This window comes from Paenibacillus sp. SJS-P3 (assembly GCF_056711585.1).
In genome coordinates this window covers 4723826-4744874 of sequence record NZ_CM160043.1, presented here as the reverse complement: position 1 = coordinate 4744874, position 21049 = coordinate 4723826, and the positions used below count along the sequence as shown (strand labels likewise).

The window sequence follows — 21049 nt, the reverse complement described above, 5'->3', positions numbered from 1 at the left end:
GCCGCAATTCCATCAGCCGGGAGTGTGAATCATGTCGTCCAAACGCGTGAATTCCACCTTTATGTACGCGCTAGGAATGTTCGCCATCATGGTGCCGAGCCAGGCTTTCACTTCGTTCTACAGCTATTACTACGTGGAGAAGCTGGGGCTCGGCATCGGTCTTGCGACGCTGGCGCGATCGGTCTATCTCGTATGGGATGCGGTCAACCAGCCGCTTCTCGGCTACTGGTCCGACCGGACCCGATCCCCCCGCGGCCGGCGCAAGCCCTGGCTCTACGGAGGACTGCCCGCTTTCGCCATCCTGTTCGTGCTGATGTTCTCCGTCCCGCCCGGGCTGTCCGGAGCCTCGGCTGCCGGAGAGCTGTTCTGGTGGTTTCTGATCGTGCTGATTCTGTTCGAGAGCGCTTCATCCGTCCTTTGGGTCAATTATGGCTCCCTCCTTCCCGAGCTGTTCGCCGGAGCCGCGCTCCGGGCCAAAGCCTCCGCCGTCCAGCAGAGCTTCCAGATGCTGGCCATCCTGATCGGCACGGCGGCCACGCCTCTGCTGTTCAAATCGATCGGCTTCAGCGGCATGTCTGTCGCGTACGCCGCCCTCTTCCTTCTATGCATGCTTGTCTTTCTGAAGCATCTGCAGGAGAGCCCCGCCGCCCGCGCCCCTTCTCCGCTGCCGCTGCGGCAAGCTTTCCGCGAAACGCTCCGCAACCGCAATTTCTGGATTTTCCATCTGGCGAATTCGTTCGCCCAAACGGTGAACGGGCTGCTCAGCTCCATGATTCCGTTTTATGCCAAGTATGCTCTGCATATTCCGGAGAGCCAGGTTTCCATTCTGCTCGCCTCCGTATTCGTATCCGTCATTCCGCTGGTCGTAGTCTGGTATCTCATCGCCCGGCGTCTCGGCGGCTTGCGCAGCTGGCGGCTGTCGCTGGCCGTGTACGGAATCACGGCGATTCCGCTCTGGTTCGCAGGAAGCCTGGGGACGGGAATCGCGGCGGGAATCTCGATTGGCTTCGGCCTGGCCGGATTTCTGGTGACTCCGGCGGTACTGAACGGGCATATCATCGATCAAGACGCGGAGCGCACGGGGAGGCGGCGGGAGGGAGTCTATACCGCTGTCGGAGGGTTCATCAACCGCTCCAGCGGGCTCATATCCGCTCTGGCTTTCTGGATTGTAGGCCGCATGTTCGGCTATGTCAGCGGACATGACCCGGGACCGGATCCGGAGCAGGCCTTCCGCTGGCTGATCAGTCTCGTGCCGCTCGGCCTTATGGCCGTATCGCTGGCGATATCATCGCTGTACCGGGAGGAGAAGCGGCATGGGGAGCAAAAAACTGATTCTTAACTGCGACGACTTCGGCCAAAGCCGGGCCGCCAACGAAGCGATCATCTGCCTGCTGGAGGAGAAGCTCGTGTCTTCGGCCACGATCATGGCGCCTGCCCCTGGATTTTCCGAGGCGGCGGCATGGTGCAGGCGGGCCGGCGCCGCCAATATCGGGGCCCATCTGACCTTCACGAGCGAGTTTCCCGGATACAGATGGGGCAGCCTCACCGGAGGAAAGTCTCTGCAGGACGCGGAAGGGTTCTTGCATCCGACCGTGGAGGAGTTCGAACGCCGCGTCGATGCGCGCGAGCTTCGCGCGGAGATGAGGGCGCAGTTCGAGGCGATCCGGGAGGCGGGCATCCCGGTCTCTCATGCGGACAATCACATGGGCAGCCTGTTCGGCCTCGCTACGGGCAGAAGCTTCCTCCCGATGGTGCTGCGGGAATGCTCCCGAAGAAGGCTGCCGTACCGGCTGTTCCGCAAGATCTGGGAGCAGGATCAGTTCCTGGCTTCGATACCGGGAGCCCAAGGGATATTGGATAAGGTCCTCGTGCTCGCCGACGCCTTGAATGTTCCCGTTCCCGACTATCTGGTCAGCCATTCCTATCATGAGGAGATCGGAGAGACGTACGATACCTTCAAGGAGATGATGATCCGCAAGCTGTACGCCCTGCCGGAAGGCATTATCGAGACGTACATCCATCCCGCAGCGCCCGATCCGGCGATGGCGGCCGTCATACCATCCTGGGAAAAGCGGGAATGGGAGTTCCTTCTTCCGCAGGATGCCGACTTCCGGTATGCGATCCGCGATGCCGGTATTGAGCTTACCACCTATGCGGAAGTCGACCGGCTGCAGCGTCAGCCGAGGCTGCGCTCCTGGATCCGCCTTTGGCGCTTATTAGGGTAATAAGCAAGAAAAAGGCTATTATTCGACAAACAATCATTAGTTTCGCCAAAATCTAACAAAATGCAACTCTACGGGCGATAATAAGAAGAGCAATAGGTCCGGCCCTGAGGCTAGGACCGTCTTCGCTCATGTAAGGTGCCCCGAGTTGCGGCGCACGGAATCGAGGTCTTCATGTTGTCCAGCAGCTACCATCACTTTCAACGGAACCTTGTTCGCAATTATTTGGCGGGCTCTCTCCTGGCCGTATTGGGGGTAGGGGGAGCTGTTATATGGATCACGCTCGGCGTCGAGGGCGAGCAGCTGGCCGTTGTGACAGCCGTGCTGCTCGTATCCCTGCTGGTCATGGGATCGCTGGAGGGACTTGTGTTCCGCAGCCATCTTCAGCCGATCCGCAAGCTGTTCATGGCGGATCATTTCAGCGAAACGGATATTCGCGCAGCTTATCTGAGAGCCCACCGCCTGCCGATGCTCGCCGTGCTGCGGATCATGGGACCGCATACGTTAGGCTTCATGGTGCCTGCTCTTATCCTATCCTTGATCAGCCTGGAATCGGGCTGGCTTACGATCAGGCCCTATTTCCTGATCATTGCCGCGGTCGCTTCGTTTCTCATCGCATGCCTGCATGCACTCGTGGAATTCTTCCTGACGGTCCAGGCGGTACGGCCGGTGCTCGTGCAGATCCGCGACTGCGCCGTCAAGGCGGGAATCAACGGGCTGTCGCTTGAGGGGAAGGTGCTGGTGCCGATCCAGAAGAAGTTCCAGCTGAGCGTATTCGTTATCGGAACGCTGCCCGTCATCCTGTTCCTGCTCTCCACGCAGATCCGCCAGGCTGTCCACGCCAGCGACCAGCACAATCAGGATTGGGTCTGGTCGGGATTCGTCCTGGCCGTCAGCCTGGGCTTCGCTTCCTTTGCCGCCTGGCTGTTCGGACGCAACATCAAGCAGCCGATCGAAGAGCTGTACGGGACGATGCAGCAGGTCCGCAGAGGCGATCTGGGCGCTACCGTTCCGGATCTCTACTCGGATGAATTCTCCCGGCTCGTGGACGGGTTCAATGATATGATCCGCAGCCTGGAGGAGCGCGCCAAGATGAACGAGCAGCTGCTGCAGAGCTACTTCTCGACGCTTGCCGCCGCGCTGGATGCCCGGGATACCTATACGGCGGGCCATTCCGACCGGGTGGCCGGATACGCGCTCATGATCGGACGCTCAGCCGGCTTGAATGCATGGACGCTCGATGCGCTTCACAAGACTGCGCTCCTGCATGACATTGGCAAGATCGGGGTCCAGGACAGCGTGCTGCTCAAGGAAGGCCGTCTGACCGACGAGGAGTTCGACCAGATCAAGCTCCATACGGTCATGGGCGAGAATATCCTGAGGCAGATCGAGCCTGCCGAGGCGATGGCCGCCTTCCTGCCCGGCGTCCGATCCCATCATGAACGCTACGACGGCCAAGGATACCCGGACGGCCTGAGCGGTACGGACATTCCGATGATGGGCAGAATCATCGCCGTTGCCGACGCCTTCGATGCGATGACCTCCGACCGTCCTTACAGGTGCGGGATGCCGATCGACCGTGCGCTCCGGATTCTGGAGGAAGGCAGCGGCACCCAGTGGGACCCGGAGTATGCCAAGCTGTTCATCGATGCGATGGGCGGAGTGGATCAATCCGGCATGTCCGATCCTGAGTCTCCCGCTCGCGCGGGCGGGCTTCTGCCCGGCGGGAAAATGGAAGAACGGGGACTGGAGAAGCGGAAGAGCTCCTGACGGAGCAAGGTTTTCGGCAATCGGCCGGGCGGGCAGCCCGGTTTTTTTGCATTTCCGGCTTAACTAGCGGGATTCCGAAGTTTTCGCGGAGTCGATGCCGATCGAGGAATTTTCGTTTCCTGACAACAAGCTGTCAGCATTGCTTGGGTATAATGGGAAGAAGATCAGCATGGGGAAAAGCGGGGAGAAGATAAATGGCAGGAACGGACAATGCCGGATGGGAACGGAATCGCGGCAGCAGAGCGCTGCGCGAGGGCGGATTGCGGCGGAGAAGGCAGCAGCCGAAACGGTCGTCCCGCACAGGGATCAGCCATGGCTGAGCTTGGCGGCTATGAGCTGCAGGGGCTTGATCGCCTGAGCCGCCCGGATGCGTTCGTCCGTGCGGCCCAATTGATGGCGTCTTTGCCGGAGCGGGACCGGTACGAGCGCGGCGAGTTGCTTGTCCCTGGCTTGCTGCTGAAGAGCTCGGGGAGACTGCAGGAATATTACGCACCCCATAATGAAATCGCAGGCAGCCGGGCGAAAGTCTTGATCGCCGGACTTACTCCCGGCTGGAGGCAGATGGAGATCTCGCTTCGGACGATGCGCCGCGCCTTGCTCGATGGCCGAGACGCCCCCGAGGCTTGCCTGATGGCCAAGCGGGAAGCGAGATTCGCCGGATCGATGAGGCGGGATCTGCTGGCCATGCTGGAGCGGCTCGGCCTCCCCGGCAAGCTGGCGGAATGGGAGGCGGCAGAGAGCGCGGCGTGCGGACAGCGAGGAATTACAAGCCAGCCTCCGGCAGGCTTGCTGCTTCCTTCGGCCGGCCTTGACCGGCATGAGGATGGAATGGAGGATCTGGATCCTGCCGCGCAGGCAGACCTGCATTTCTCGGCAGGGGGGTCATTTGCTCTACTGGATCATCCCTTGATCCATACGACATCGGTGCTGCCATGTCCGGTATTCATGGACGGGGCGAATTACTCGGGCCATCGTCCGCCGCTCGGACGAAGCCCGCTGCTGGCCGAGATCATGATGGGCCATATGGGGACAGAGCTGAGCTCGATGCACAAGCCTCTGATCATTCCCCTCGGCCGTGCCGTCGAGGAGGCGCTGCGGCTGCTTGCCGCAGACGGATGGCTTTCCGAAGCTCAAGTGCTCTGGGGCTTTCCGCATCCGTCGGGCGCCAATGGCAGCCGCCATTCGCAGTTTGGAGCCGCTCTGCCCGGCATGCTTGAGCGCATTCGGGAATTCAAGCCGGATTTTGCCCATCAGCCTCTTGGAAAGGGAGCTGAGCGGTCTTTATTAAACCTAGAGGAGTTGTGAAGCCGAACGATGGAGCCACTGCGCAATTTGTACACCGATGAGAAGCTCGAAGCCGTCGCGGAGGCGTTCCGCAAGCTGGAGCCGGCTTTTCCGGCAGGACGGTTCATGGACCTGGTTCGCCGTGACCCCTGGGGAGAGGCTCCGTTCAAGGAAAGGATGAGGCTCGTGACGCTCGCTCTGCGGGAAACGCTGCCGGAATCGTACGAACGGGCTCTGCATCTCTTATGCCAGGCGGCGAAAGAGTTCCGGGGCGTCGAATACATTTTCTTTCCCGATTTCATCGAGCTTGGAGGAATGGAGAAGCCGGAGCATGAGCCGGCTTCCCTCGCGGCATTGGCCGAGATCAGCCGGTATTCGACATCGGAATTCGCGATTCGTCCTTTCCTGCTGCGCCGTCCGGAGGCGGTCATGGAGCAGCTCGCGCTCTGGTCGAAAAGCCCCGACGAGCATGTGAGGAGGCTCGCCAGCGAAGGCTGCCGCCCGCGGCTTCCTTGGGGGACGAGGCTGCCCGTGTTCGTCCGGGATCCCGAGCCTGTGCTGAGCCTGCTGGAGACGATGCTGGACGATGCCAGCGAGTACGTCAGGCGCAGCGTCGCCAACAATCTCAACGATATCGCCAAAGACCACCCGCAGCGGGTGCTGGAGCTGGCCGTCCGCGAGATCGGAAGATCGGCCCGGACGGACTGGATCCTGAAGCACGGCTGCCGCACCTTGCTCAAGCAGGGATTGCCGGAGGCGCTGGCGCTGTTCGGCTATCCGGCCGCGGCCGATGCCGGCGTGGAGCAGTTCCGCATCCTGACGCCGTCGGTGGAGTTCGGGGGCGAGCTCGAATTTTCCTTTGAAGTGCACAATCGGGGAGACGATTCCGTGCCGCTGCGGATCGAATATGAGATCGGCTTCGTCAAGGCAAGCGGCAGCCTCTCGGGCAAGCGGTTCAAGCTGTCGGAGCGCAGCTACCCGCCGGGAATCTCGGCCGTCTCTCGGCATCATGCCTTGAAGCCGATCACTACCCGCCGCTACTACCCGGGCGTCCATGCCCTGAAGGTGCTGGTCAACGGCGTCGAGCTCGCGGCCGGACCGTTCGAGCTGACGATGCCGGCGGCAGAGGCGCGCGTATAACCCGAAAGCCCGGCATGGATGAAGGTCATCCGCAGCCGGGCTTTCTTGCCGTGATTCCAAGATACAGGGTGGCCGCGCTTCAAGCCTCTTCAAGTCTCTTCAAGCCTCCATACTGCCGCTAACCGGTATGGCGGCCGGGATACGAAGAGCAGGGACAGTCCGCGCAGCCCGCAGTACCAGAACAGCAGCCAGCGGCTGTCGAACCGGTCTGACAGCCAGCCCGACAAATTCGTGCCGACGCGAAGCGGGTCAAAGTGGAAGGCGCGGACGGGCAGAATGAAAAAAAAGAGCGCCGAGGCGCTCTTCATTCGTCCTGCAAACCCGCCCGTTGCCTTCCGCTCGAGGCAAGGCCTCAGCGGCTCATATCGGATTTGATGTCCTTCATCAGTTGGATGGAAGCTTCGATCTCGACCTTGCGGGTCGATACGCTCTCGATGCTGCAGCCGATCGGTATGCCCTTCTCCAGGCCGAACTGGTACAGCTCCCGGAAAGTCTCCCGCGAGAGCTGGACGGATTTGTCCAGAATATCGTGGGAATGGATCAGCTCGTTCTCGAGCCATTTTGGAATGCTGATGCCGAGCCACTTCATGAACTCCAGCGTCTTCGCGGAGCCGCAGGGAGCGAGGTTGAACAGAATCGGCGCCATTCCGATGCCGTTGTCCCGGCAATGGTAATAGTAGTCGGACAGGAAGCTTTTGGATGCCTCTACGTCGTAGGTCGCCTGGGAGATGAAGAAGGCGCAGCCGGACTGCTGCTTGTGAAGCGCGCGCAGATGCTCGTCCCCCTTGCCCCGGTGCCGTTCCGGGATGACGACGCCGCCGAGCATCAGCTTCTCGTTCAAGCTGGCGCCCAGACGATAGGCTTCGGGCAGCTTGACCTGCACCTGCTGCCTGCTCGACGAGGCGCCGACGAACACCGAGTAGCGCTGCTCGTCGCGGTTCTGGTGGATCCATTCCTCCAGCTCGCTTCGGCTCCCGCCCGCGACGCAGTGGTAGATGACAGCCGGAAGGCCGAGCTCCTGCTGGAGATAGTCCCGATAATAGGCGGTCGGATCAAGCGAGGCCAGATAGGGAAAGGGCCGGTCCTTGTCGGTGCGCTGGGCTTCGTCCTGGACGTCGTACAGCACGAGGCCGTCGATGCCGATGCCCTGCAGACGCTCGATCTGCTTGTCGGCGATTTCCCTCACCTTCTCCGCCGGATGCGTATTTTTGGGCGGGGTCATGCCGTAGGTGATGATGCCGCTCTGCCGGCTGAGCAGCTTGTCCTTAAGGGTGGGGGTACTCATGAAGGGCCTCCTTGTGCCGCGCTTGCTGGTCTTTTACCTAGTTTAGCACTTCGAATACCTGTCTTGATATTCCTTTTCCGAATAGCTGGTTATAGGCCGAAGAGCCCCTGCCGGGGGCAGGGGCTCTTCGCTATTCTCCTTTTTGGATCGGAAGCCTCGTCAGGTTTGCAGCAGCCACAGGGCCGGCGTCGTTGGCGGCTCCCAGCCTGTCAGGGAGGTGTGGCTCTGGCGGCAGGAATACGTCTTGCCGCCGTAAGTGACCAGATCGCCTACTTTATAAGCGACGCCGGCAGCCCAGGCTTGAGGGCCGGTTGGCGGCGTCGTGCCGTCGGAAGTCTTGCCGGCAACCGTCGCCGACGGGCTGACGTTGCCCGCCGCATCGATGGCCTGCACGCTCAGAGTGTAGGAGGTGCCGGCGCTGAGGCCGCTCACCTTGTACTCGAGCGTCGTTCCGGAGACGGTCGCGACAAGGGTGGAGCCGTTGTAGATGCGGTAGCCGGTGACGCCTACGTTATCCGTCGAAGCGCTCCACATGAGCGAGATGCTGGAGGCGTCGAAGGTGTGGATATGAAGGCCGCCAGGCACGGTCGGAGCCGTCGTATCCGGCGCGGAGCCCGTCGGCGTCGTGACGTTCAGGGCTGCGCTGGAAGCGCTGGTGTTGCCCGCGGCGTCAACGGCCTGGACCGTGAAGCTGTAGGCGGTGCCGGCCGTCAGGCCGGTTGCCGTGTAGGTCGTCGTGGAGCCGGACACGGTGGCCAGCAGCGTCGTGCCGCGATAGACTTTGTAGCCGGTAACGCCGACATTGTCGGAGGAGGAGTTCCAGGCGAGGCCTACGCTCGTGGAAGACACCGACGTGGAGCGCAGGTTGCCAGGGACAGATGGAGCTGTCGTGTCGACCGGCGTGCCGCCGTTCGTCAGGTTGACGTCGATGGCTTGGTAGAAGGCGTTGCCGGTGTCCGCGATTTCCCAGACGCCGAGGATCACGTAGTAGCCGCTGCGGTCGGTCGGCACGCTGCAGGTATGCGTGACGGTGGCCTCAGGCTGCTTGCCGGTATCCTTGATGTAGCAGAACTGCTCGAGATCCGCGCGGGCGATCGCCTTGTTCGGATCCCAGCCTTTTTTGGTGATGTAGTATTTCCATTCCGTCGTCGCATGGCGGGCCGTCAGCTTCCAGGTGAACGTGTTCGTACCGCCGCTCAGGTTGACTTTGCTCCAGCGCGTCGCGGATTGCGCATACATCTCGGGGAAGGCGCCTGCGCCCGTAATTTGGCCGTCGGCTGGACCGCCTGTCGGGAAGTTGCCTTTGGCTTCGAGGCTCTGCGGCTCGTACTGGATCGCGCCGCAGCCGGTGTTGACGCCGGTGCTGCACAGCTTGGAGCGGCTGGAGGGGGAATCGATATAGCCATGTGCGGAAGCGCTTCCAGCAAAGGCCTTGGCGCAGGCGAGGGCCAGCAGCATCAACGCGAAAGCGGCTGCCAGCTTCCAGATGAACATGCGGCTGTCATTCATTCGTACACTCATTAATCATTCCTCCTGTAAGATGGATAAATGAAGTTCCTTCTGTCTGATCCGTGGCGGGAACGGGGTTCCTCCGGGTCGGCGACAGGCCTCCTTTACGATGAAGTGGGAGACATTGGAAGCTCTCTTGCTACCACAATAAGGCATTTAACGTGAAAGCAATAGGGGGAAAATATTCATGGCAGGGGGTAAATAATGCTTTATCCAAACGAAGCGAAAGGCAGTTCCGCAATTGCGGCTCTTCCCGATGGCAGGCGGAGCCTTGCCCCCGGCGGATGCCGAAGGAGCGCATGCGCGCAAAAAGACCGTATCCGCCCTAGGCGGGATACGGTCTGATCCGAACAAGCTTCGGCAAGGGATGCCGGTCAGCTCCCGCTCTTCAGGCCCGCGGCAACTTCCCGGATCTGATCCAGGTGGCGCGCTTCATGCAGCGGAATCAGCTCCACCCATTGCTTGGCGCTCATCGGTCCGAACGCAGGGTGGTCGAAGCCGTGGCTGTCCATGGCGTCGGTGCCGATGGACGGAGCCAGAGCTTCGAGCGTGCTCTGCCGCGCTCCATTCAGAGCCTCCAGCGCGTCGGCGAGCGTATGGAAGCGCCCGGAAGGCTCGGCCTGGCTTGTAGCCTGGAGCTTGCGGGAGCGGTCCTTGACGAGCTCCAGCGGGGCAGGGCGGAGATCGCCGCGTTCCGGGGCCAGCAGCGAGGCCTGGATGCCCTTGACGATGCGCGCCTCCAGCAGCGACAGGTGCTCGAGGATTTCCATGACGGACCAGCCGCCTCCTGCGGGCTTCTGCGTCAGCAGATCGACGGGTAGGGCATGGACCTCTTCCACAAGCTCCGAGCGGGTCATTTCCAGGGAGTCGATTACATTCATGGTCAAAGCTCTCCTTTTTTGGGGACAGGCTGCATGCTCTGAAAACGCTGTTCCTGCTCTTTATTATTCTTTACCGGCGTGCCGGTCTGCAAATGATCTGCGGGGCGTCCTACTCGCCGCCCTCAGGCTCTACGTCGAACTCGGGCAGCGCCCATACGGAGACGCTGCCGCCATTCACCGGGAAATCGGCGAACCCGTCCTCGCCGATGACGACCCGCTCCGCGCGGGTGTTGGTGAGATCGACCCACACCTGGCCGGAGCGTTCCTCGCCGACGAACATCCGCTTGGAGCATTCCTCCTTGTTGCAGACCACGACCGCGCATCCGGAGCGCTCGAATTCCTGCACGCCCCTGCGCACCCATCCGATCACATTCGGATCGTCGAAGTAGTCGTCCTGATCGCCGTAAGCGCGATGATAGCGGGCGTACAGCAGCGGGTCGATGGCCATCTTCTTGCCTTCCACCGGAGCCTCTCCGCCGATGCCGTAATAATCTCCGTAGAAAACGACCGGATAGCCGTCCTTGCGGAGCAGGATGAGCGCATACGCGCTCTGCTTGAACCAGTCGTCCACCCACGATTCCAGCGCTTCTCCCGGCTGGGTGTCATGGTTGTCGACGATCGTCACCGCCTCCAGAGGGCGTTCCTTGACGATGGATCCGTCGAAGATCGTGCGCAGGTCGAAGCCTTGTCCGGCCTGGGCCGCTTCCTTGAACCGGTAATGAAGGGGCGCGTCGAACAGGTCGACGCTGCCCTCCACCGCATCCAGATAAGCGAGGCAGTCCTCCGAAATGCTGTTCCAGAACTCGCCGACGATGTAGAACGGACCGTCCTGGTCCTCCTTCACGGCATGGGCGAAATCACGGATGAACGTATGGTCGATATGCTTGATCGCATCCAGCCGGAAGCCGTCCACGCCGGTTTCCTTGACCAGCCATTTGCCCCACTTGATCATTTCTTCCCTGACCTCAGGGTTGTTGTAGTCGACGTTGGCGAACATCAGGTAGTCGTAGTTGCCGAACTGGTCGTCGACATTCTCGTTCCAGTCCTTGTTCTCGCCGAGGATGCGGTATACGCCGGTCTTGTCCCGCTTGGCGTCGAAGTCGGTTCCGTTGAAATGGTTGAAGTTCCAGGTGAAGTCCGAGTACTTGCCGCCGCGCCCGGGGAACGTGAATTTTGTCCATCCCTCGATGTTGTGGGCGTCGGAGATCTCCTCCTGGCGGTTGTCGCCTTCGACTTCGACCACCTTGAACTTCTCCTTCTCGTCCGCGCCGGCCTTATGGTTCATGACGAGATCCGCATAGACGGCGATGCCTTCCTGCTTGCAGGCCTGAATAGCTTCGAGCAGCTCCGCCTTCGTCCCGTATTTCGTGCGGACCGCGCCCTTCTGGTCGAATTCGCCCAGATCGTACAGGTCGTAGATGCTGTAGCCGTTGTCCTCCGGAGAGGAAGCTTTGGTGGCGGGAGGGATCCAGACGGCATCAATGCCGGCTGCCTTCAGCTCGGCGGACCGTTCCTTGAGCCGCTGCCAATGGCGGCCGTCGGCGGGTACATGCCATTCAAAAAACTGCATCATCGTGTGGTTGCGCTCCATCGTGCGGAAATCACCCTTCTGCTTGTCGTTTCCGCATCATTAACCTTCGGAGGCGGCCGGTTAATCAAGGCAGCGGAGGCGCGCCAAAAAAGCCCGCCCCAGGCGGGCGGGCATAATCAGTCGGAGGCCGGGCTGACGGGAATCTCGACCTCGATCTCGATGACTTCCCGCTTGAGCTGCGCAACGCGGCTTCCTTCCCTCTGGATGGACTTGTCAGGGAGCGAGCCCCTTGGATAGAAACGCGATCGTCGCTTCGAGCTCGGCCTGCTCGTCCCAGCCGCCGGCATTCCGGTCGGCGGCGACCAGATGGGCGAGGATATAGCCCATGATTCCGGATGCGGTGAGCCGGAGAACGGTCAAGGGCGGCAGCGGAGCGAGGCTGCCCTCGTCCTGGAACTTCCGGATGACCGCCAGCAGCTGCGGCAGGACGAGCGGAATCAGCGTTTCCTTGGCCTGCTGCTGGAGATCGGGGTGGAAGGGCAGCTCCTGGAGCAGCACCTTGAACAGCCGTTTGTTCTGGGAAAGGAACTGCAGCCGGTTCATGATCATGGCGCGGAGGAATTCCTCGTAGGTGCTGTAGCGGGTATGGAGCACATCCTTGAATTCCCGCAGCAGGAAGGGGGCCAGCAGCTTGATGATCGCCGGCTTTACGATTGTCAGCAGCAGGTCCTTCTTCGTCTTGTAGTGGCGGAATATCGTTCCTTCGGCAACGCCTGCTCTGGAGGCGATCTCGCTCGTGGAGGACGAGGCATATCCTTTCTCGGCGAACAGATCCGCTGCTGCGGCGACGATGCGCGCCTGCTTGTCGGTCATTTTCCCTTCGCCTCCCTGCAGCAGTTCCTGCAGCCAAGGTTCTCTTCCATCGTTCATCATGCCAACTCCTTATGCCGTCCATCGTAACACAGCCGGCAGGCTCGTTTAAATGGAGCGCTGTTTCTTGAGCGCCAGCACATTGAGCAGGGCGAACAACAGGGAGAAGCCGAACAGCACGGTCAGATCAACCCATATGGAGGCGAATCCTTCTCCCCGCAGCATGACCCCTCTCAGCGCGTCGGCGCCGTAATAGAGCGGCATGACGAGGCTGATATGCCTCAGCCATTCATTCATGGCATCGAGGCTGAACAGGCCGGAGAAGAACACTTGCGGCACGATGACGAGGGGGATGAACTGAATGATCTGGAACTCGTTGCCCGCATAGGTGGAGAGGAGCGTGCCGAGAGTCAGAGCCGTCAGCGCCAGCAGCAGGTTTACGAGCATGAGCAGCCAGAAGGATCCCTCCATATACAGGCCAAGCACCGACGTGGAGTACCAGGCGATGAGGGCGGCTTGAAGCAGGGTGAACAAGCCGAATCCGCCCAGATAGCCGGCGACGACCTCCGATCTGCGGATCGGCGTAGCCAGCAGCCGCTCCAGCGTCCCGGTCGTCCGCTCGCGCAGGAAGGAGACGCCGGCAAGCAGGAAGACGAAGAAAAACCCGAACAGGCCGACGAGCACAGGTCCGAAGGAGTCGAAGGAGCTGAGGCTGGCGGAGCCGTGCAGGTAGGCGACCTGAAGCTTGCCGTCTATGCCTCCGGATGCCGCAGCGTCGGGGGAAAGAGCTTGTTGGAGCAGCCCGAGCGACGCCTTCGATACGGCAGGATCGGTTCCCTCCAGCGTGACGCGCGGCGCGGCGCCTCCAAGTTGCAGCAGAGCATCGATATCCCCATGCTCCAGAGCCGTCTGCCCGGCTTCGGAGTCGGCATAGTCACGGATAGTCGCACCGGCATGCTGAAGCTTTTGGGACACGTGCTCCTGGGCAGTTCCGGGGCCGGAGATCAGGCCGATGGAAGGGGCCGCGGAGGCGCCGCCGAAGACGAAGTGCATGAGCGTCAGCACGAGCAGCGGCGCCAGGAACAGCAGCGCGAGCGTGCGCTTGTCGCGCAGGAACTGGCGGATGATTCGGTAGGCGAGGGCGCGCGTCCTCATGCGGTGACACCTTCTCCCATGGCGATGAACGCCTGTTCGATGCTGGAGGCGCCGCTGCGTTCCATCAGCTCGCGCGGAGATCCGGAGGCGGTCAGCTCGCCGCTGCGGATGAAGGCGATGGTATCGCATTTCTCGGCTTCGTCCATGACGTGAGTCGTCATTAGAATCGTCGTGCCGCCGTCCCGCAGCTGCAGCAGCTCCCGCCAGATGGATTGGCGCAGCACGGGATCGATGCCGACCGTCGGCTCGTCGAGCAGCAGCAGCTCCGGCTCGTGCAGCAGCGAGATGGCCAGCGACAGCCGCCGCTTCATGCCTCCGGAGTAGGCTGCGACACTCTTGTGGAGATGATCATCAAGCGCGACGAGCGCCATCACGGCGGCGATTCTTTCCTGCAATCGGCTTCCCCGGAGCCCGTAGAGCTTCCCGAAGAAGACCAGGTTGTCTTTTGCGGTCAGATCGGCATAGAGAGCGTCCGACTGCGCCATATACCCGATGCGCTGCAGCACGGGCAAGGCAGGCATGCTCCGGCCGAGAACCGTTACTTCGCCTTCATCCGCCTTGTCGATGCCGGCCAGCAGCTTGACGAGCGTTGTCTTGCCGGAGCCGGATGGGCCAAGCAGTCCGGTCAGCCGGCCGCGAGGAATCTGCAGGCTGAGATTCCTCAACACTTCACGCTTGCCCAGACGGCGGGTGATCTGCCGGAGGTCGGCGGCTGGAAGCGTCGGATTTTCCATGGAAGCTTCATCTCCTTCGAAAATGAGTGATTACTCACTCCTATTCTAATCGAAAAGCGGAAAAATAGAAGACCTGACATCTGCTTCCATTCCATTGACCGATGCGCAATTTATGTACGTATGGCGGCGTACTTGACCGCTTTATGGCAGGGACCGGCTCCATCGCTGCTTCCGACCGCAGCCGGCTCGACCAGAGGCCGAGTCCGTCGTATGTTCTATCTGGCCCCTTGGTTGTTGTTCCACAGCGTAAGAAGCGGTCCTTCCTTTCCGTAAACGGGATCGGAGGCGGGCATCGGCACGAGCCGGATCTCCTCCAGCACGCGCGGACGCTCGCCGGGCTCGCCGGTGCGGATATTGTAATCGATGCCTCCGGGATAACCGCCGGAGATCAGGAAATCGGCGCTCGCCCGAAGCTTCTTGTGTCCGGTTCCGGCCGGCAGGACGAGCACGTCGCCTGCCTCCATCTCGACGATCTCTCCTTGCTCTCCTCCCAGCTGGAGCTTGGCGCTGCCGCGCGCGACGCCGAGCGCCTCATGGGCATTGCTGTGGTAGTGATGATAGGAAAAGACGCCGTTCGTCCAGGTATTTCCCCATCCGTTGGAGGCGAAGAGCAGCTCCATCCGTCCCGGCTCGGAGACGGCCGACGGATAGAAAAGGACGTGGAGGCTGGGATGGTTGGGAATGCTGCCGTCATCGTGGAAAGCAAATGTTCGGACGGAAGGGTGATGCTCGGGACCGGGTTTCATGGCGGACCTCCTTGTTTTTCAGGTTTATGAGGCTAACATACCCGCGGCGCGGTGCCGGCAACCGTTTCTTCCACCGCGTGGCGGCTTCGCGAGATTCACGACGGGCATTATCGAGGTAAGAGAAGAGATAGACTTCATGACGGTCGAATACGGGGAGAGCCGAAGGGAGAACTGGGAATGGAAGAGCGGGTATATGGACAGGACGAGGGACGGGAATTGCCGGAAGCGGATCGCGTTCGGAAAATGGCCGAGGAGGCCATGCAAGGCGAGGCGGATGTCATGATCGAAGCGGGACGTGCGGCCGCGGCCGGATTGCCTGCCGGGGCGTCGGCGCCTTCCTCCGAAACATCCGGAGCCCCCGCCTCGGCGCCATGGACGAATGAGAGCGCATCCTATGCGTCGGCGTTCTCGGATGGCTCCGAGGACGGAGCAAGCGCGGCGGCGCCCCCGGGAGGGGATGCCGCGGGCGCCTATGCCGCCGCTGCCGAGCTGGATCTGGTCTCTAGCCAGCAGAGCGCCGGCGCTCTGCTGGTCCACCCGGCGGAAGGAGGCTCCATGTCCGCGCTTGCAGCGGATAATTCCCGCTCGGACTCCAGTCTGCTCTCACCTCCTCTCGAGGAACGCTTGAATGAGCTTCTGCCCGCAGCTTCCAGCTGGGAAGTGGAATGGAGACGAGCCGCGGAGGCGCAATACGAGCAGCATATGGCCGAGATCGGCAGGGAGCTCGACCAGGATATTCTGATCGCGCTCGTCGGCGACGTGAACGCGGGCAAATCCTCGACCCTCAACCGCATCGTCGGCGAAACGGTGGCGGGAGTCGGGGCGGAGCCTGGAGAGACGGCCGATATCCGGCCGTACTTGTTCAAGGAGCGGATCTTCTTCGTCGATACGCCCGGCCTGAACGACGTACGGGTGGAGAACTCGCAGCAGACGATGGATTACTACCGTCAGGCAGACATCATCCTGTTCTTCCTGAATGCAGCCGGAACGGTGTATTCGGAGGCGGAGAAGCGCTCCTTCGAGGCGATTCGGGACACGAATCCGAATATTCTGATCGTGCTCAACAAGATCGATGCGGCGGACGAGGTCGACCGCATCACAGCAAGGGTGAAGCAGGAGACCGGAGGCAAGTACGATGTCGTCCCCGTCTCCTCCCGCACCGGCGAGAATATCGAAGCGCTGAGGGCCGCCATTCTGGAGCTGCTCCGAAAAAAGTCCAAGGATCTGCTGTTCGCGAAAAATCTCAAGGAGAAATCGGCGGCGGCTAACAAGTGGATCCTGGGAGCGGCAGCCTCCGCTTCGGCCATCGGCGCGGCTCCGATTCCCGGAGCGGATATCGTGCCGATCACGGCCGTGCAGATCGGACTGCTTACGCGGCTGGCCGTCTTGTACGGCAAGCCGATCAGCAAGGAGACGGCTCGCGAGCTCGTCGTCGCCACTGTGGTCGGCAATATCGGCAAAAGCGTATTCAGGCAAGTGCTGAAGCTGTTTCCCGGAGCAGGGTCAGTAGCCGGAGCTTCGGTGGCCGGTGCGATGACGCTGGCGCTCGGCTACGCGGTCAAGTATGCCTACGAGAACAATATGGATATCAATACCGCTACGATCGGCAAGCTGTACGGCATGTTCCGCAAGCAAGCGAAGGGGTAAGACGGCTGCGGAGATCGGGGCCTGGAAGTCGAAGCCCATGCTTCGAACCTGCTCCTCTGACCGGCTGTATGGATATGCAGGATGACGTTCAAATAATTTCCACGACAAAAAGGCGCCTATGCGCCTTTTTGTCGTTTGCAGGCCAACGGGCCCTCGACCGTCGCCGGCTCGACCTGCACCGTTGCAACAACGGCGGCGCAGCTCATTCCAGCAGCCAACAGTTGTGCGAATGCCAGTACCGCCGCTTCGGTCGATCGGAGAAAAAGGAAATCAGGCGGTAGCTTCCTGCTGTCTGGGCTCGAACGTGCGGCAGCCCGCGTCCTCAGCCTTGCGGTCCGCCCGCTCGCCGGCTAACGCCACTGTGATCGCTGCCGCCGTGCAGACGTTGTTGAGAGACCAGTTCTTGCAGCTGCTGACCTCGCATGATACTTCGCATGCCATTGCATTCACCTCCGTCTCGATGCTGCTGGATACCTGTCCCTAATAGGGTATGCGGGCTGCCGAACCGGCATGACTGGCATGGATGCGGAGCGGACTTTGATTCTCGTGCAACCTTCCCGTGTATATACCGTCTGAAAGGGTGAGCAGGGTGCGCACCTGAAGCAAGAGAGCTGAATGATAGGGAGGAAAGACATGATGAACAAGACTTGGAAACGAACCGCAGGCTCTGTTTTGGCTTTGACGATGGCTCTCTCCGGAGGCAGCGCTGTATTTGCCCTCGAAGGCCAGCCGGCACCCGCTGCAGGCGAGGCGGCCATAACCTCCGTTCCCGCTGATGCGGCAGCGATCAAGAAGATGTACAACGAATATATCAGGCTGGCATCCAGCTCCAAGACGCTGAGCCAGGCCGTTGCCTATTTGAACAAACATATCGGAGAAGCCGATAAATGGACGGCATCCATGATGGTGCTCCGTCTGGAGAATGCGCAGACTGCCGGGCTGGAATCCCTGCAGAACCGCATCGCCGCGAGTTCCGTCCAGAAAGCGGTCAACGCCGCTTGGCGCAAGGGAAGCAGCGGCTCTATCGATTCGCTGGTCAAATACGCGGCTGACGAGAAGACGAAGAAGCTGCTCGGCGAAGCCGGCAGCCAAGGCTACCGCATCTCCACGGCGGAAGGGATGTACTTCCCCGAAATCGACTATGTGTCCTATGAAGCCTACAAGTCCCATGTCGGGGCGGATATCGCCGCTTATATCGCGATGATGTCCCTCGAGACGTCGGAGCCGACGCTTAGAGATGCGGCGATCATGATCGGATGGGGAGAGCTGCTGCAGCGCAACCTGGCCCAGGAGAAATTCCTGCGCAGCTATCCGTCCTCGAACCGCAAGGCCAAGGTGGAGTCCATGTACCTCCAGACCAAGTGGAACGTCTTTTATGGCAGCAACAATACGCTTTTGTTCGATTACGAGAGCAAAGCCATCGATGCCAAGGCGGTTGAAGCCTACAAGAAAGCCGTGGCGGACGGAGATGTCTCCAAGAGCCCGCTGCTGCTCAAGCTGTCCAACTTCCTCAAGGTCTCTGACCGCAATGGCGGCAAGCTGACCGATGAGCTGAGTCTCTGGAGAAGCAAGCAAATTCCGATTTAGTGCGACTGAATCCTCCCTGAAGCAATCGACAGCCGGCCGGATTTTCCGGGCCGGCTTTGTTTTATGGCTGGCGGCGCCTCGGCCCCATGTCCAGGCTCGCGGCAAGCGATGCCGTCGCCCCGTCCAGCCGTGAGTCCTTTTGCGTCGATGATTCAGGTATGGACTGCTATCGCTCGGGAAGGCTCTATTAACAGTGAGGCAGGGAAGGCGTTTCTAAACCCGGGAAACCGTTGAAGGAAGAACATGAGAACATGAGGCTTATTATACGAGAAAGGGATGAGGACATGGAATCATTCGCGGAGAAGGACAAGTCGGTGCGCGATGAAGTCGAGAGCGAGGAGGCCGAAGTCGGCAAGGGAGGCGCCGAAGTGCCGAGCAAGACGGTCGAGCAGCAGGACGATCCCGAGCCGGAAGGCGGCAAGGCAAGCGGGCAATCCGGGCTGAACGCCTAGAACGACAGCAAAAGGGTATCCGGCCGGCTGCGGCTGGATACCCTTTTTTATACTACCCTTTCAAGCTGCTCCTGCCTGGCTGCCGGCTCTCTTCAGCTGCGCTCTCGCGGAGGCGGGCGGCAAGTCGCGAGCGTTCCTTGCGGAGCTTCCAGGCCGCTTCCCATAGCCGGGCGCGGATCTCGTCGTTCTCCGCTTCCTTCAGGCGGCCGTAAAGGCCTTCCAGTCTGCGGTTGATTTCCTCGAATTCGCTCCACAGCTGCGAACGGGCCTGATCTCGGAGCAGCTGCTCGTAGAAGCTTTCTTTGTCCTGCAGCTGCTGCAGCAGCTCGCGCCGCCATGGATCGTCGCCGATCCGTACGGCGTAATTGTACAGATCCAGCTGGTCATCCATCCACTGAGCATACTTTTGCGCATTCGTCATCGGCGTCTCTCCTGTTCTCCAACCCATTTATACCGACTATTATACTCGGTTATAAAGGAAGCGCAACCCTTCCTCCGCTGTTGGGCAAGCGCGGAGGAGCGCTTGCCAGCCGCTGCCAGAAGAGAGATTCGGCTTCGGGACAGAGGATTTCATGAAGACGGTGCGGAGATGACGCGGTTCCTTCCCTGCTCTTTGGCTGCATAAAGGGCCTGGTCGGCGGAGCGGAACAACGCTCGGCAGGCATCCTGCACGGGCAGTGCCGCGCTGCCGAAGCCGGCGACGCCGAAGCTGGCGACGCCGAAGCTCGCCCGGATGCCGAGAGGCCGTCCGTCCGGGTCGAGGGCAGGAGTATTCTCCAGCGCCATGCGAATGGATTCCGCCAGCTGTTCGGCCGTGAAGCTGTCGATGCCGGACAGCAGCAGCACGAATTCTTCGCCGCCGTAGCGCGCGAACAGGTCGCCTGGACCGAGCAGAGCGCTGCACACGGAGACGGCGTGCAGCAAGGCGGAATCGCCGGCTTCATGGCCGAGCGAGTCGTTGATGCCTTTGAAGTGGTCGATGTCGAACAGGATCATCGAGACGGGGAGTCCGTCGCCGGAGCAGCGGACAAGCGCTTCCTCCGCTTCGCGCATGAAGGCGCCGCGGTTGAGAATTCCCGTCAGCGGGTCGTGGGAGGCCAGCCGCTTGAGCTCCTCCTGCATGCTTCGCCTCTCCGTGATGTCGCTCAGCACGAGCAGGCAGCCGCCGGCATGTCCCCCGCCTCTTGAGATGGGAGCCGCGTAGACCTCGCACCAGCGAGGCTCTTCGCCCGGCAGCGCAGGGCTTGCGAACGAATAGGGCTTGCCCGGCTGCTCCCAGGCGCTGCGGAGGGCTGCGGCGGCTCCGTCCGGAAGCTCGAGGCTGCTCAGGCTCTGTCCCAGGGCGGAGCGTGCCAGCGCGGGCAGCAGAACGCGGGCGGAACGGTTGCTGTCGAGCAGGCGCCAGGAAGCGTCCAGCACGAGCACGCCTTCTCCCATGCTCTCCATGACGTTTTCCCGCGCGACGGGAAGCAAGGCCATCTTGTCCGTGGACAGGAAGGCATAGACGAACAGAAGGCTCGTGAAGCAGAGCACGACCGGCACGGGATCGACTCCGTTCGGACTGAAGCCCAGCAAGTAGAGGAGCGAGGCTGCAATCGGAAGCAGGATGCCCGCGAACAAAGCGATCAGCTGGCGGCGGTAAGAATCGTTCCCGGGACGGATCAGCGCCTGGAACACGAGGGAGAGAGCCGCGAAAAGGATGCCGGAGGTGTAGCAGCCATGGACCACGTACCATTCGCCCATCGTGAAATCCATCGTCGGCGTGGACGGGCCCCTTTGGAAGTAGATGTCATGGTAGAAGAGATGGTGATTGCTGTTGGTCAGAACAAGGAGAAAGGTGATGGAGGGTATGACGAACAGAAGCCAGCGTCCCCAAGCGGGGATCAGGTCGGCCTTGCCGAGAAAGTGGAGCGCGAGCAGCAAGGTGAGTACCGCGGAGAAAGGCATCCCGGCATACTGGACGGTCGTCCAGAGCATCATGCCGTCAAGAGTCTCGGACGTCTTCTCCAATGCGGCTCCGAACGTATAGAGGGAATTGGCCAGCGCCATCAGGATGAAGACGCGCTTGCCCGAGAACAAAGCCCTGCCCATCAGGGCATAGAGGGCGACAAAAACGTTCATGACGCCGGCCAGTGCCGTCAGAACGATATAGGTAGAGGTAAAGGCTGTCACGTCATACATCCCGTTCCAGTGGAATCTAGTTTCCTCAGCGTAGCACAGCCGCAGGCTCGATGGA

Annotated in this window: 20 protein-coding genes; 8 read left to right on the top strand and 12 right to left on the bottom strand. The window is 61.1% G+C overall.

Annotated elements, in window-relative coordinates:
* The first annotated feature begins 31 nt into the window (after positions 1-31).
* From AC06G8_RS21680 to AC06G8_RS21660, 5 genes are all read left to right on the top strand, one after another.
* Complete coding sequence (locus AC06G8_RS21680; RefSeq protein ID WP_480283922.1) at positions 32-1339, top strand: MFS transporter; 1308 nt, start codon at positions 32-34, stop codon at positions 1337-1339.
* Positions 1314-2225, top strand: coding sequence for a polysaccharide deacetylase family protein (locus AC06G8_RS21675; RefSeq protein WP_480283921.1), 912 nt, complete (start codon positions 1314-1316; stop codon positions 2223-2225). Before AC06G8_RS21680 ends, AC06G8_RS21675 begins: the two co-directional genes overlap by 26 nt.
* Positions 2226-2396: 171 nt before the next feature.
* A complete protein-coding gene (locus AC06G8_RS21670) occupies positions 2397-3992 on the top strand; it encodes an HD domain-containing phosphohydrolase (RefSeq protein WP_447663203.1) in 1596 nt (531 codons plus the stop codon).
* A gap of 210 nt (positions 3993-4202) precedes the next feature.
* Entirely contained in the window at positions 4203-5297 is a 1095-nt protein-coding gene (locus AC06G8_RS21665; protein WP_480283920.1) for a hypothetical protein, read from the top strand.
* Positions 5298-5306: 9 nt separating this feature from the next.
* Complete coding sequence (locus tag AC06G8_RS21660) at positions 5307-6416, top strand: DNA alkylation repair protein (protein WP_447663201.1); 1110 nt, start codon at positions 5307-5309, stop codon at positions 6414-6416.
* 89 nt (positions 6417-6505) lie between these two features.
* Here the strand turns inward: AC06G8_RS21660 and AC06G8_RS21655 are convergent, their stop codons facing one another.
* From AC06G8_RS21655 to AC06G8_RS21615, 9 genes are all read right to left on the bottom strand, one after another.
* On the bottom strand, positions 6506-6724 hold the full coding sequence (locus AC06G8_RS21655) for a hypothetical protein (RefSeq protein WP_480285491.1): 219 nt from the start codon (positions 6722-6724) through the stop codon (positions 6506-6508).
* 44 nt (positions 6725-6768) lie between these two features.
* Positions 6769-7701: a methylenetetrahydrofolate reductase gene (locus tag AC06G8_RS21650; protein ID WP_480283919.1), complete on the bottom strand. Its 933-nt coding sequence runs from the start codon at positions 7699-7701 to the stop codon at positions 6769-6771.
* A gap of 159 nt (positions 7702-7860) precedes the next feature.
* On the bottom strand, positions 7861-9222 hold the full coding sequence (locus AC06G8_RS21645) for a lytic polysaccharide monooxygenase (protein ID WP_480283918.1): 1362 nt from the start codon (positions 9220-9222) through the stop codon (positions 7861-7863).
* 362 nt (positions 9223-9584) lie between these two features.
* Positions 9585-10091 (bottom strand): DinB family protein, encoded by a 507-nt coding sequence (locus AC06G8_RS21640; RefSeq protein ID WP_480283917.1) that lies wholly within the window; start codon positions 10089-10091, stop codon positions 9585-9587.
* A 109-nt stretch (positions 10092-10200) separates the two neighbouring features.
* A complete protein-coding gene (locus AC06G8_RS21635) occupies positions 10201-11682 on the bottom strand; it encodes an alpha-amylase (protein WP_480283916.1) in 1482 nt (493 codons plus the stop codon).
* 213 nt (positions 11683-11895) lie between these two features.
* Positions 11896-12552, bottom strand: coding sequence for a TetR/AcrR family transcriptional regulator (locus AC06G8_RS21630; protein ID WP_480283915.1), 657 nt, complete (start codon positions 12550-12552; stop codon positions 11896-11898).
* A 48-nt stretch (positions 12553-12600) separates the two neighbouring features.
* Entirely contained in the window at positions 12601-13647 is a 1047-nt protein-coding gene (locus AC06G8_RS21625; protein WP_480283914.1) for an ABC transporter permease, read from the bottom strand.
* Positions 13644-14381 carry an ABC transporter ATP-binding protein gene (locus tag AC06G8_RS21620; protein ID WP_447663194.1) on the bottom strand — a complete coding sequence of 246 codons (738 nt, stop codon included), beginning with the start codon at positions 14379-14381 and terminating at the stop codon, positions 13644-13646. Before AC06G8_RS21620 ends, AC06G8_RS21625 begins: the two co-directional genes overlap by 4 nt.
* Positions 14382-14596: 215 nt before the next feature.
* Positions 14597-15127 (bottom strand): cupin domain-containing protein, encoded by a 531-nt coding sequence (locus tag AC06G8_RS21615; protein WP_480283913.1) that lies wholly within the window; start codon positions 15125-15127, stop codon positions 14597-14599.
* A gap of 702 nt (positions 15128-15829) precedes the next feature.
* Here AC06G8_RS21615 and AC06G8_RS21610 point away from each other — a divergent pair.
* Complete coding sequence (locus AC06G8_RS21610; RefSeq protein WP_480285485.1) at positions 15830-16774, top strand: GTPase; 945 nt, start codon at positions 15830-15832, stop codon at positions 16772-16774.
* Between the two features lie 270 nt (positions 16775-17044).
* Here the strand turns inward: AC06G8_RS21610 and AC06G8_RS21605 are convergent, their stop codons facing one another.
* Positions 17045-17215 carry a DUF1540 domain-containing protein gene (locus AC06G8_RS21605; RefSeq protein WP_480283912.1) on the bottom strand — a complete coding sequence of 57 codons (171 nt, stop codon included), beginning with the start codon at positions 17213-17215 and terminating at the stop codon, positions 17045-17047.
* Positions 17216-17407: 192 nt separating this feature from the next.
* On the opposite strand from AC06G8_RS21605, the gene AC06G8_RS21600 reads away from it, so the two are divergent.
* Positions 17408-18361: a hypothetical protein gene (locus AC06G8_RS21600; protein WP_480283911.1), complete on the top strand. Its 954-nt coding sequence runs from the start codon at positions 17408-17410 to the stop codon at positions 18359-18361.
* A gap of 284 nt (positions 18362-18645) precedes the next feature.
* Positions 18646-18813 (top strand): hypothetical protein, encoded by a 168-nt coding sequence (locus AC06G8_RS21595; protein ID WP_447663189.1) that lies wholly within the window; start codon positions 18646-18648, stop codon positions 18811-18813.
* A gap of 52 nt (positions 18814-18865) precedes the next feature.
* Here the strand turns inward: AC06G8_RS21595 and AC06G8_RS21590 are convergent, their stop codons facing one another.
* Both AC06G8_RS21590 and AC06G8_RS21585 read right to left on the bottom strand, forming a co-directional pair.
* Positions 18866-19234: a hypothetical protein gene (locus AC06G8_RS21590; protein ID WP_447663188.1), complete on the bottom strand. Its 369-nt coding sequence runs from the start codon at positions 19232-19234 to the stop codon at positions 18866-18868.
* A gap of 149 nt (positions 19235-19383) precedes the next feature.
* Positions 19384-20985, bottom strand: coding sequence for a histidine kinase N-terminal 7TM domain-containing diguanylate cyclase (locus AC06G8_RS21585; RefSeq protein WP_480283910.1), 1602 nt, complete (start codon positions 20983-20985; stop codon positions 19384-19386).
* Positions 20986-21049: the final 64 nt, after the last annotated feature.